We start from the raw sequence: 12,768 nt of genomic DNA, 5'->3' as shown, positions 1-12,768 counted from the left end.
CGCCGAGGCAAGCGTTCGTAGGCCCCGATCGATGGCACCGCACGGAAGGCTGTACTAGGAAGAAGGATCAGACGCCACCAGGACGACACGGTCCCAGCGTTATGCCTTGATGAGCGGATTGGGGTCGAGCGGCAAGTGCGCAGGCCTCCCAGGGGGGAGGGGGCGACCTGGAAATTTGGAGTTGCAGCAAATCCGGCCGTGAGTCGACCATATCGTCAGGGCCCTGGCCCCACGATCTCTCACGTCCTCCTGTTAGTCATAGATGAGTGTTTCACGTGAAACATGATCCCCGTCCTATTCTTCCCCCCTGCTTGGATTCCACTAACCCCGCGCGCTGCTTTTGTGGTCGCCGAGGTAGAACCCCTGCGCCGAGATCACATCAAGCCTGCGTTCACTTTGTGCCGACGTGAAGGCACCAGTCTCAAAATGGACACTAGCTCGATGCTCTTTATCCGCCGCGATACTGGCGCCGACAACGGCGGAGTTCGAGGGAGACCACTCCTTGCATTCGCGCTGTCCTTTCAGTTTGGCGTACAAGGACGCGAATGATGGGTTGCAGCGACCAGGCACCCTTCGAAGCTGGGTGAACTACTTTCGTATGGTGCCGCGGCTCGCGATCAGCAGGGCGGCAGCACGGTCGAGACCTAAGGCGGGCCAACAACGTGTCGCAGTCGGGTGAACTTCTGGTCACAGCCAGCACTTCCAGTACAACGTCTTGTCACGATCCTTTAGGTCGAACGGGACGACAAGGCCAGTCGGATTTCCACGCTGACCTGCGAGTATGAGCAACATCATAGGCAGTGGATATCGCTGTGGATAACTTTGTGGATTACAAGGCGTCCAACCGTGGATAAGCGGCAAGGACTGTATGCGGGTGCGGGGCGCCTGGAAGGATAGGTCCCAATTTTGTGACATCCAGTTCGCCTAGCGCCCGTTCCCCGCGCACTCCTGTTTCACGTGAAACACCAAAGAAGACACCGGAATGGGGACTATACAGCCAATATTCGCATCAATGCGGTGGTTTTAGAGGCGTTTAGCTGCGTCTTGTAATGCTGTCGGTTCAGATTGAAGGGCGGACCATAGGCGGATAGAGCCGCCTACCCTGCCCGGCGCTACGCCAATGAGGGGAGGCGGCTACCCGGACCACAACAAGCACGCATCGTAGGGCTGTGGATAACTACGTGGATAACCAGGGTCACCGCTTGTGGATAACCTGTGGATTGGGGTTGCGCATAGGAGTCTCCTGACCCGTATCAGGGGGGTATCGGCAGCGCGTCTCTCGCCGGACAAGGACGACTTGGAGTCGACTTTGTCTCCGTGTCGGGTCGGTAGGTGTGGTCGTCGGGACGGCGTGATGTACCGGGAACATGGATGTTTGAAGTGGAAGGCCCGGCTGAGCTTGTGTCTACTCGCCGAGGTGTGGATGCCCCTATGGTAGGAACGCATCTGCCTGCGAGGCCAGGGTAGTTCAGGAGCGAGGCCTTCGGACAGATGAAGTGGTCTTCCTCTGAAAGCTCGTTGTGCAACACGGCTCAGGCAGTAACTGTAGTTGAGCCTCCAGTCGTAATGCACGTATGTTCCGCCCATCTCCCCCAGTTCTTGGTACGGCGCCCCATCTTGGCCCTCTACATCCTTCTTTCGCTACGGAGGGCCATTCCCGGCCTGTGCATTGGCAAGGTGCCGAGCGTCGTGGTTATCCATCGACAGCGGGCGGCCAGTGGTAGGCCGGGTTACGGGTGACTTTCTGGATGTCGGCCGACTTGAAGATTTGTCGTGGTTCAAGAGCGGGTGCAGCTCGTGCTTCTTGGCACCTCCCGCTGGCGGCCTTTCGTTTCACGTGAAACATTTAGAGATGCCGTTCCTCTACGGCTTCCTTGCGGGGTCTGCTCGGTCGCACTAGTCAGTCCTTGCTGAGGCAAGGCTGCCTAGGCCCGTACCGACTGTCGTGCCCTGATCGTCTGTATCCTCTGAGTCACGGCCAGTAAGGACACCACACACGTTAGGGTTGGGCTCCAAGTTGATACCGCTGGCCAATCTCCTGGTGTCCCTGAGAACCGATAGGGCGGCAGTCGTTGCTATGTGGCAGCGATGGATCAGGCGCGTGGGTCGAAAGTCTCGGCTGAAGCTCCAGCTTTTCAACGACGTGGCGACGTTGCCGGCGGCTGCCATGTTATTTCACGACGAAGGTGACGGTACGCAGCTGAAGCTGTGTCGCCTTCTTCCGGAACAGCTGGAAGGGCCCTTCGACTCGTCCAGTCTTTAGGCGGAACACGCTTCTCCCGCTTGACTTGACCGTCTGTCGTCAAACACGTCGCTGGCCGATGTTCCTTCTGGAGGCCTAGGCCCGGGGCCCGAACGGTTTTAGAAGTTGGACCTTGTAACGTGCTCTCGTATTCCGCGCTTGGAGTGGGATTTGGAGCTGGCGCGTCGAAAGCGTGTGTCGACGGGCTGCACCTGAGAGGAAGGTCGCGATGGGTGCGAGACTCGTCCGGGTTCCCCCTGGTTCGGGTCAAACGAAGAAGCTGCGATCGACGTGCGCGCACTCTTCGAACTAATGGTCCACTATCGTTTGCGGCCTAGGGATCCCGTAACAGCTCCTAGGGGATGCCAAATTCGCTTCGCCGTTGGCGGAGAAGGGCGTCGATGCAATCAAGCTTGCATACGTGAAAGTAGGAAAAACGACATGTAGGCCTGCTTACATGCTCCCTAGCTACTTTCCCCCGGGTGGTGCGCTGTTTCACGTGAAACATGAGTCGCTCGCACCACGGCTGGCATCTCGGCATCAGCGGAGACTGAAAGGTTCGTGGATATACGAAGAGAGCACAATCTGGCTGTCAGCGGGCGCTTATGAAGCGATGTGCAATTCACCGGGCGGTGGATGATGGCGCTACCAGGTGCATCGGCAGAATGCCCCCTTCCCCACGGCGGAGCTGGGCAACGCGTGCATGGTAGGCCTAATGTTTCACGTGGAACACTACAACAGCGGCCTCGTTGGCCTGAGCCAAGTTGAACCATTGGGGGGTGCCTTTATGAATGGGATGCCAATCGCAGGCGTATGAGCAGCACTCTGCTCGTCGAGCGCTAAAGGACCAAGCCCTCGTCGCTAGATGAGTCCCTTGACGTTTCCTCCTTGAAGTTGTGACGAGTACCGCCTACGTGTCGTACTCCGCGATGATTATAAACGCACGCTCTTGATGTTGCCTGATTAGCATTCGCTGGGTTTCTGGCAGCCGTAGGCGCACTAGGACGCAGCTCTTTCCTACGATCTTCACGAAGCTGGGGTCTGCGGTATCGGGAAGCAGAAGACCATTTGCGGCCATCTAACAGGACCAGGGCTTTAACGGTCACGCGTGTTTCACGTGAAACATGGGGTAGGCGAACGTTTGGATTCGACGACACCTCTGCGTCTCAACGTTGGCAGAGCAGGTGCTGTATCTGGATCGAAGGCCAACCGAAAGGATCATCGCACTGAAGAACACAGGATCCGATGTGCAGGACAACCAAAAATGGCCACTACCCGAGGGCAGTGACCACTTTCGCATGTCTCAGATGGCAATCTGAGAATCGGAATCCCTAGGAAAGGACGTCGGAGAATTCCTTTTCAAAGAACTGCTTCGGCTTCGCACCGATAACCGTGTTCTTCACTTCGCCGCCCTGGAACAGGTAAACGGCAGGAATGGACGTGATGCCGTACTCCGCGGCGATGGCGGGGTTGTCATCAACATTCACCTTCACGACATCAACCTTCTCGCTGTACTCAACGGAGATCTCGTCGAGAATCGGACCGAGCTTGCGGCACGGACCGCACCATTCCGCCCAGAAATCCACGATAACCGGCTTGTCGGAGGACAGTACGTCCGTCCCGAAGCTTGCGTCAGTTACATCTTTTGCGTTGCTCATATACCTTGTCTTTCTTTCCGATAGCGATGGGCGAAACTTATGCGGCCAGGTCTGCCAGGTAGTGCTCCACGTCGATGGCGGCTACACAACCTGAGCCGGAAGCTGTGATTGCCTGCCGGTAGGTGGGGTCAACAACGTCGCCGGCAGCGAATACTCCGGGAATGCTGGTACGGGAGCTGCGCCCCTCCACGGCAATGGTTCCCTCCGGGGTCAGTGCCAGGACGTCCTTCACGAGGTCGGTCCTCGGGTCGTTGCCGATAGCTACGAACACACCCGTAACGGCAAGATCGGAGACAGTTCCGTCAACCAGGTTCTTCAACTTAAGTCCGGTGACTTTGTCTTCGCCAATAACGTCATCCACAGTGCTGTTCCAGATGAAGTTGATCTTCTCATGGGCCAGCGCACGGTCCGCCATGATCTTGGAAGCCTTGAGCGAATCACGGCGGTGTACAACCGTTACCGATTTCGCGAACTTGGTCAGGAACAGTGCCTCTTCCATTGCGGAGTCTCCGCCACCGATCACCGCGATGTCCTGGTCCTTGAAAAAGAAACCGTCGCAGGTTGCACACCAGCTGACGCCGTGCCCTGAAAGGCGCTTCTCGTTCGGCAGTCCCAGTTCCCGGTATGCAGAGCCGGTGGAGAGGATAACGGCCTTTGCCCGAAAGGTCTCCCCCGTGGCGATGGTCACCGTCTTGACCGCGCCATCGAGCTCAAGTGCGGTGACATCCTCAAACTGGATTTCGGTGCCAAAGCGGGCAGCCTGCTTCTCGAAGTTCTCCATGAGGTCCGGACCCATGATGCCGTCGGGGAAGCCCGGGTAGTTCTCGACATCAGTGGTGTTCATCAGTTCACCGCCGGCGGTTACGGAGCCAGCGAGCAGCAAGGGCTTGAGATTTGCACGGGCCGTGTAGACGGCAGCCGTGTAACCCGCCGGACCGGAGCCGACAATGATGACATCACGCACTTCGGACGCGGTGTTTTCTTCGATGGTCACTGAACGGTGAACCTCTTCCTTATTTGACGCACCTCCCTCTGGAGGCCGGCCATATGGCACAACTGCTACTGGATGCTGGATATTCCGGCGACTGGACATGGAAGACCGCCGGTAGACGGCATCATGCCATCTCCGCCAGACGCTCTTTCCAGATTACCGTCCCACAGCAGTTCCCCATCACCGGCTGTAAAGAGCGCAACCCGGAAGCGTATTAAAAGCCAGCGGCCCTCCCCCAGTTGAAGGGAAGGGCCGCAGGTGGTGAAGAGCGGAAGACTACTGGACTTTGATCTCCGCCAAACGGATGCCGTAGCCGTACCGGGTCTTCGGTGCAGCGAGCCGGGGAAGGGAGTTGACCGAAACGATGACATACTCCGCTTCCACAGGCGCTGCCAACGGCATGTTGAGGTCCGTGGAAGTAAAACTGTTGGTCCCAACAGCCTTGGCGCCGTCCAGGGATGGCTGGTCGTTGGTGTAAACGGTGATGTTTCCGCCAGAGCCACCAAGCTGAGAGAGGGTGATGGAAGAAACAGTGGCAGGGCTCTCGAGCTTCACCACCAGCGGAACGCCCTGTGCTGCCAGGCCGCCCCAGTTGTCGGTGGCGAATTCCATGTCCGACCAGTAGCTTGCGGCATTGCCGTCGTACGCCTTGACCAGGTCGCCGTCGAACGTGGCGGCAAAGTCGAAGTTGCCCTGCCGGGTCACGCTCTCAATGACGGGCGGCGCGGCAGGCGGAGCGGAACTGGGAGCTGCGGAGGGAGCGGCCGAACCTTCCGGTGCGCTTGTGTTGGTGGCTGGAGCCGGATTATTTGCCTGGGGCTGGGAAAAGAGGCTGCCCAGATTGGTTACGGCGAACACGAGACCGGCGATAAGGACAACAGCCAGGAGTCCGCCCACCAGCCAACGCATGGACCGCGGTTCACGTTCAGGCTCGTCCCGGTCGCCGTCGTAGTCACCAGGGTCGGCAAAAGAAACTCCCGCGGCCGCCGGGGCTGCTGCCCGGGCAAAGACGGCTGATTTCTTGTTCACCGGCTGGGGCTCATCCACCGGTTCTTCGTGGTGGTTGTAGCCCTCCTGGTCCGACTGCACGTAATCGTCGTCCGACCACAGGGATACCTTGGGCTTCCCGGAGCCTGCTGCTTCGGCTGAAGTACCGGACGAAGCACCGGCATCGGCGCCACGGGAAGCGTCTTGAACCGGATGCGCGGCGGTGGCGTCCGGATCAGCTTCGGGCGCAGTCGCGCCACCGCGTGATGCCCCACCGGCACCGGAGGCAGCAGCCGCAGTGGCAGCGCCGCCAACAGCCGCAGCGCCGCCAACAGCGGCGGCCCCACGATCTGCCGAGGACCCACGATCAGCCGAGGACCCACGATCAGCCGAGGACCCACCGACTGCGGAGGCTCCAGACCGGCCAACCCCAGGCGATGCTGCGGGCCGGACGGGAGGCCTGGGCGGCACAACGGGTGCAGTCCGGTAAGGGTCCACCTGGCTGGGGTGTGTTTGGCCGTAGTTGATGTAGCCGGCGTCGACGTGATCTTCATCGTCGTAGGGTTCCGGCTCGTGTGACCGGGGCTGGCCAAAGATTTCGCTGCCCAGGGTGTCGGTGAAAAAGGGCTCCACGTACGGAGGATTTGATGCCACCACAAGGTCCAGCAGATCAGCGGCGGATGTGTGGTTGGTGATGAGGTAGGTGGCTGCCTCAGTGACGCCGAGGTCCAGCACCTGTACGGTGCCGGGCCGTTCACCGGTGGCAACCTCGCGGGCGCTCTGGGCAACCTGCTCTGTGTTTTCGGGTCCGGCGACCAGGATGCTGACGGGCCGGTTCAGGACCTGGTCCACACCATCCAGCACCAGATCGTGGTCGTGCGAGGCCAATACGGTGGCTGTGACCTTGTAGCGGCCGCCCAGTACTGATCCGACATCGATCGGGTTGGACACGTGTTCCTCCTAGATTTTCCGGGATTGCCGGCATAGATGACGCAACCGCCGTTCAGGGACTGCCGCGCGGCCTGCCCCTGGATACAACTCCCCCTGTACCTTTTCGATCCTAGCGGATTGCGTCCGGCGCGCCGTGGACAAAGACCTCCGGAAACGGCAGGGCAGTCACTTTTTACGCGGCCGCCGCCGCTTGAAATAAGGGTTTTCCCCTGCCTTGCCCTGGAACGTGCGCCGGCCGGGCAGCGGGATCTGCTCACGGAGCAACCCGCCGCGTGCTGTCCCCGGCTGGTCCTCGCCCGGCAGGTAGCCGCCGTCGGACGTTCCCTGGCCGCCGCCGTCGTAAGAATCCGGGCGGCTGCCCACACGCTCCGGCTCGGGGCCGGCGCGGAAGGAAGCAGCATCAAACTCGCCGGAAATCCGGGGAATGAGCCCCGTGTCCACGGAGGTCGTGGCCCGCTCGGGACGGACGGGGCGTTCTGCGGCGACCGCACCTTCCACGGAGGGCGTTCCCTCTGGAGAGGACGACGGCGGGGCCCCGCCTGCCGCCGCGGGCACAGCGGGGCCGCCGCGGCCCAGGCGGCCGAGCAGGGGGCGGAGGAGGTCGCGCAGTTCGGCCACGCGGAACAGTTTGAGCAGGAAGAAGTAGACCACCAGCATCACGGGACCTACAACGATGACCGTGATCAGCGCGGTCAGCCGGTCATGCCAGGCGAAGCCGTTGGGGTCGTAGCTGCCCATCAGCCACAGCGCACCGGCACCGGCGATGGCGGATCCGAGGGCGGCGTAGCCCATCCGGATGTAGGAGCTGGCGATCCGGGCCCCGTCAAGGTGTCCGAGGAGCCGGCGCAGGAAGTACGCGCTGATGACCACGGACAGGATGTTGCCCACCATGTAGAGGACCGCGATGGCATAGATGATCTGGTTGACCGGCAGGAACTGGATGGCAAAGGCGCCGGCAACGTAAACCACCGCGAGCAGCAGCTGAATGTAGAAGGGGGTGCGTGCGTCCTCGTTCGCGTAAAACACCCGGGACATCATGAAGTTTGCGCTCATGAACGGTGTGCTGAGCGCCAGGATGGTGAGCGTCTGCGCCAGCATCACGCCGTCCTGCCTGTCCCCGCCCGAGAAGAACATGCCCAGCGGGCCGGCGAGGGCGAACAGGGCCAGGGCACCGAAAACGGTGGCAACGGCCATGGTCCGCAGCCCGTGCGAAAGGGCATCCCGCAGCTCGTCCCGGTTGCCGTCCTGCGAGGCCCTGGTCATCCGGTTGAACAGCACCGTGGCCAGGGACAGCGCAATGATGGAGTGCGGCAGCAGGTACAGCTGGCTGGCCACTTCCAGCACGGCGTTGCCTGGCAGCATCTCCGCGGCCGGGGCGCCCGCCTCCTGCAGCCGGAGGCGTTCCGCACCCGGGATGGTGGCGATGCGCATGACATACAGGAACGCGAGCTGCCCGACGGCGGCAGTCAGCAGGGTCCAGACGCTCAGCTTGGCTGCCTGGCCCAGTCCCACGCCGCGCCAGCCAAAGCGTGGCCGGAGTCCCAGCCGGAGCCGGAATACGGGTATCAGGAGGATGGCTGTCTGGGAGATGACGCCGATCGTGGAGAACCCGGCCACGAACAGTGTTTGCGTCTCACCCCAGTTCTCCAGGGTGTGCGGACTGAACTCGTTGGTGCCGAAGATCCAGATGAACATTCCGAGGCCGGCGATGGCCACGAGGTTGTTGAGGATGGGCGCCCACATGGCAGGACCAAAGGCGCCGTTGGCGTTGAGGACCTGGGTCAGGAGGGCATAGAGGCCGTAAAAGAAGATCTGCGGCAGGCACCAGAAAGCGAACGTGACCGCCAGGGCCTTTTGCTGCGGGGTGTATCCCTGCGTGGTGAGTTCAATGACCGCCGGGGCTGCCAGGGTGACCAGCGCCGTCAGGCCCAGCAGGAGCAGGACAGCAAGCGTCAGCAGCCTGCTGATGTAGTCCGCTCCCCTGTCCGGAGCCTTGCTGGCCTTGATGATCTGCGGAACCAAGACGGCGTTGAACACGCCGCCGGCCACCAGCAGGAAGATCAGGTTGGGCAGGTTGTTGGCGTTGATGAACGTGTCATTGACCGTGGAGCCAAGCCCCAGCGCCGTGCCCAGCATCCAGGTCTTGCCGAACCCCAGGAACCGCGACACGAGCGTGCCGGCGGCCATGATGGCGCTGGAACGGGTTTCGCTGGCGCCGACGGCTACTGGACCGGTGTCCGGCCCTGCCGGTTCCATGGGTACACCCTCGGGAACCGCATCGCCGGGCCGGCCGGGTTTATCGGAAGGAAAATTGGAAGCTGACATCGAGTTCATCGTCTCACCCGGACGCCGCTATCGCCGCAACGCCGCCACGGGCAGTGCGGCGCTACAGGTGTCCGGGCAGGACTTCGCGGGCAAGGTCGGCGATGCGCCGCTCATTCGGAAAGGACAGTTTCCGGGCCAGCTCCTGGATAGGCACCCATGCCACGTCCACGGCTTCCTGGTCGGGATCGTTTTCGATGGTCAGCTCACCGCCGGTGGCGCGCAGGAGGTAGTGGTGGACCGTTTTGTGGACCCGGTGCCCGCTGACGGTAAACCAGTAGTCGATGCTGCCCAGCGGGGCGAGGATGCTGCCCTCGATGCCGGTTTCCTCGGCGATCTCCCGGACCGCCGCTTCCTCGTTGTTTTCCTTGCCCTCCGGATGGCCCTTGGGCAGGCACCATTCAAGGCGTCCGCCCCTGTTAAGGCGGGCGATGATCGCAACCCTCAACTCGGCGTCGGACGTGTCCACCACCACGCCGCCGGCGGAGACTTCCTCCACCGTCGGCAGTGAAGCCGGCGCCGAATGCTGGGCAGGCGCAACGTGCGCACCGATTGCCGACGGCAATGGTGCGTTCGTCCTCCTGCCTGGAGCGCTCGGTACTGGATGGGCCATGGAGTCCACTCTAACGACTGTTGCCCGCTCGTGATGACCGGAACATGACACCAACATGGACGGCATATGACGCAGTTTCCCGGCGGCGGACCGAATCCACGGGATCTTGACGCTTTTTTGGCCTGCCGGGCGGCAGGTTTCTGCCAAGCTTAAGTAACTATGGCGCACGCACATCACAAGACTGATTCCCACACCGTCGATTTCCAGGTGGACCCGGTGGTCCTGGAGCTCGGCCAGCGCTTTGTGGACGCCGGCCACGAACTGTCCCTGGTGGGCGGGCCGGTGCGGGACCTGTTCCTGGGGCGGACCTCCCCCGACCTGGACTTCACCACGGACGCAACGCCGGACCAGACCGTGGCCCTCATCAAGAAGTGGGCTGACAACTTCTGGGAGATCGGGCGCGCCTTCGGAACCATCGGCATGCGCAAGGACGGGTTCCAGATTGAGATCACCACCTACCGGGCGGAGGCGTACGATCCCGAATCCCGCAAACCCGTGGTGGCATTCGGTTCATCCCTGACCGACGACCTGCTGCGGCGGGACTTCACCATCAATGCCATGGCCTTGAAACTGCCCGCCATGGAGCTCGTGGACCCCTTTGGGGGCGTCCGCGACCTGCACGCCTCCGTGCTGGCCACCCCTGGCGCGCCCGAGGCCTCCTTTTCCGATGACCCGCTGAGGATGATGCGGGCCGCCAGGTTCGCGGCGCAGCTGGGCGTGTCAGTTTCCGACGACGTCCGGGAAGCCATGACCCGCATGGCCGAACGCATCACCATCATTTCCGCCGAGCGGGTGCGCGACGAACTGGTCAAGCTCATCTGCGGGGCACAGCCCCGGGTCGGCGTGGACCTGCTGGTGGACACGGGCCTCGCCGAGTTCGTGCTGCCCGAAGTTTCCGCCCTCCGCCTTGAGTCCGATGAGCACCACCGCCACAAGGATGTCTACCAGCACTCCCTGCAGGTGCTGGAACAGGCAGCGGAGCTGGAGACGGACGGTGACGGCCCGGTGCCCGGGCCCGACTTTGTGCTGCGGTTCGCGGCATTGATGCACGACGTCGGCAAGCCGGCGACGCGGCGCTTCGAACCTGGCGGGGCGGTCAGCTTCCGCCACCACGACATGGTGGGGGCAAAGCTCACCACCAAACGCATGAAGGCCCTGCGTTTCGACAACGACACCACCAAGGCCGTGGCCCGGCTGGTGGAGCTGCATATGCGCTTCTACGGCTACGGCGACGCAGGCTGGAGCGATTCGGCGGTCCGCCGCTACGTCACGGACGCCGGGCCCCTGCTGGAACGCCTGCACCGGCTCACCCGCTCAGACGTCACCACACGGAACCAGAGGAAGGCCGAGCGCCTGGCCTTTGCCTACGACGACCTTGAAGACCGCATCGCCGCATTGCGGGAGCAGGAGTCCCTGGATGCTGTGCGGCCGGACCTGGACGGCGCCCGGATCATGGCACTGCTCAGCCTCAAGCCCGGACCCGTGGTGGGCAGGGCGTACAAGTTCCTGCTCAATGAGCGGATGGAACACGGTCCCCTGCCCGTCGAGGACGCGGAGGCCCGGCTGCTCCGCTGGTGGGCCGGACAGCCCGAATCAGCTCCTGCCGCAGCGGAGGCCGGAAAGTCTCCCGCCGCCGTCGAACCTTCCCCGTCTGAGGAGACCAAGTGACCGATCCCGCCCTTGCCCCCCGCCCCCAGCTCTGGATCCTCCGGCACGGCGAGACCGAGTGGTCCAAGAGCGGCCAGTACACCGGGCTCACGGACCTCCCGCTCACGGTCGAAGGCGAACAGCAGGCTGTGGAAGCCCGTAAAGTGCTCGACGCCGTCGACTTCGACCTGGTGCTCACCTCGCCGCTGCGGCGTGCCCGGCGGACCGCGGAACTGGCGGGATTTCCGGACGCGCAGCACGAACCGCTGGCAGTGGAGTGGAACTACGGCGACTACGAAGGCATCAGCTCGGACCTGATCCGCAAGGACAACCCCGACTACCTCATCTGGACGCACGGTGTTCCCAACGGCGAGACGCTGGACGAGGTTGCGGCCAGGGCGGATAAGATCATTGGCCGGGTCCTGGAATCGGGAATGGACAATGTGCTGATCGTTGCACACGGCCATTTCTCGCGGATCCTCACGGCACGGTGGCTGGAACTGGCGCCCACAGAGGGCAGGCACTTCATCCTGGGGACCGCAAAAGTCTGCACACTGGGGTGGGATAAGAGGACGCCCGCAATTGTCCGCTGGGGCCTTTAATTCCCTTTTTGTAAATTAGCGTTGCTGAATTCCCCAAAAGCAGTAGTCACCGGAAGAATCCTGGTGTACTTTTATTCCTGACCCCAGAGCCAACTGCCGGGGTCAGCGCCCGGGTTGCACGCTTTGTCTGCAGCGAACAGAGGAAAAGGAGGTTGGGAGAAATGATGACTTTGACTGGCGGACGGAAGACCACCATCACCGCGCACCCGGCCTCCGCGCACAATGCGCACCTGTTCGGGGGCCAGCCAGGCTGCTGACGCCTGCCCTTGTCCTCCGTCCCCTGCTGGGGCGGCAAGGTATTCACGGTATATTAGGCGGAATTTCGCGTCCCTAGGCCTGCCTCCCCTTTCTGGGTGGCGTGCAGCTTGCGGCGGTTCCGGGCATTTCCTGTGAGCGCGGACTCCCGCATCCCATAATTCGGAACCATTTTTCCGATGGGTCTCGGTCGCCTGCCGGAAATCCCGTTTCCGCCAAAATACCCTCGATTAGTTCGGCGAATTTGTAGCGCCATTATGTGGGCGCTAATTCCTTTTCAACGCGGCCTTATTTTGTTATGCCCATTTATAAGGCTGGCTATCACCCCGTAGGGAGGTGAGAACCAATGATCCGAAAACTCCGGAAGTTCCTGTTCACTGCACCACGGCGGACCAGGAGCAGGATGCTGTTCAACCAAGACCTCTTGGAGCGGCAGCGGAATGACGTTTTTGTCCTGATGCACCAACAGATGAGCGGGCTGCGCTGACATGTACGGCCGC

8 protein-coding genes are annotated in these 12,768 nt (G+C 62.0%); 3 read left to right on the top strand and 5 right to left on the bottom strand.

Annotated features, from left to right (window positions below; all coding sequences use genetic code 11):
- Positions 1 to 3,573: 3,573 nt before the first annotated feature.
- The 5 genes from trxA to AC5RWA_RS08215 all read right to left on the bottom strand — a co-directional run bounded on the left by trxA (position 3,574) and on the right by AC5RWA_RS08215 (position 9,716).
- A complete protein-coding gene (gene trxA, locus AC5RWA_RS08235; RefSeq protein WP_079597934.1) occupies positions 3,574 to 3,900 on the bottom strand; it encodes a thioredoxin in 327 nt (108 codons plus the stop codon).
- A 37-nt stretch (positions 3,901 to 3,937) separates the two neighbouring features.
- Positions 3,938 to 4,894 (bottom strand): thioredoxin-disulfide reductase, encoded by a 957-nt coding sequence (gene trxB, locus AC5RWA_RS08230; protein ID WP_079597933.1) that lies wholly within the window; start codon positions 4,892 to 4,894, stop codon positions 3,938 to 3,940.
- A 273-nt stretch (positions 4,895 to 5,167) separates the two neighbouring features.
- A complete protein-coding gene (locus AC5RWA_RS08225; protein WP_494057220.1) occupies positions 5,168 to 6,829 on the bottom strand; it encodes an ABC transporter substrate-binding protein in 1,662 nt (553 codons plus the stop codon).
- Between the two features lie 165 nt (positions 6,830 to 6,994).
- The gene (gene murJ / locus AC5RWA_RS08220) at positions 6,995 to 9,154 is read right to left on the bottom strand and encodes a murein biosynthesis integral membrane protein MurJ (RefSeq protein WP_494057219.1); all 2,160 of its coding nucleotides are present in this window, start codon (positions 9,152 to 9,154) and stop codon (positions 6,995 to 6,997) included.
- Between the two features lie 61 nt (positions 9,155 to 9,215).
- On the bottom strand, positions 9,216 to 9,716 hold the full coding sequence (locus AC5RWA_RS08215; RefSeq protein ID WP_058269716.1) for an NUDIX hydrolase: 501 nt from the start codon (positions 9,714 to 9,716) through the stop codon (positions 9,216 to 9,218).
- A 207-nt stretch (positions 9,717 to 9,923) separates the two neighbouring features.
- Here AC5RWA_RS08215 and AC5RWA_RS08210 point away from each other — a divergent pair, with 207 nt between their 5' ends.
- From AC5RWA_RS08210 to AC5RWA_RS08200, 3 genes are all read left to right on the top strand, one after another.
- Positions 9,924 to 11,432 carry a CCA tRNA nucleotidyltransferase gene (locus AC5RWA_RS08210; protein ID WP_494057218.1) on the top strand — a complete coding sequence of 503 codons (1,509 nt, stop codon included), beginning with the start codon at positions 9,924 to 9,926 and terminating at the stop codon, positions 11,430 to 11,432.
- Positions 11,429 to 12,013: a histidine phosphatase family protein gene (locus AC5RWA_RS08205; RefSeq protein ID WP_079597928.1), complete on the top strand. Its 585-nt coding sequence runs from the start codon at positions 11,429 to 11,431 to the stop codon at positions 12,011 to 12,013. The genes AC5RWA_RS08210 and AC5RWA_RS08205 overlap by 4 nt, the downstream gene beginning before the upstream one ends.
- Before the next feature lie 601 nt (positions 12,014 to 12,614).
- Entirely contained in the window at positions 12,615 to 12,755 is a 141-nt protein-coding gene (locus AC5RWA_RS08200) for a hypothetical protein (protein WP_494057217.1), read from the top strand.
- Positions 12,756 to 12,768: the final 13 nt, after the last annotated feature.

The sequence above is a fragment of the Arthrobacter sp. 210 2 genome (genome assembly GCF_059093025.1).
This window is presented reverse-complemented; position numbering and strand designations above follow the sequence as displayed.

Bases quoted from the DNA above. Each gene is read 5' to 3' on its own strand.
- trxA (WP_079597934.1), bottom strand. From the start codon at position 3,900: ATGAGCAACGCAAAAGATGTAACTGACGCAAGCTTCGGGACGGACGTA.
- murJ (WP_494057219.1), bottom strand. From the start codon at position 9,154: ATGTCAGCTTCCAATTTTCCTTCCGATAAACCCGGCCGGCCCGGCGAT.
- AC5RWA_RS08210 (WP_494057218.1), top strand. From the start codon at position 9,924: ATGGCGCACGCACATCACAAGACTGATTCCCACACCGTCGATTTCCAG.
- AC5RWA_RS08200 (WP_494057217.1), top strand. From the start codon at position 12,615: ATGATCCGAAAACTCCGGAAGTTCCTGTTCACTGCACCACGGCGGACC.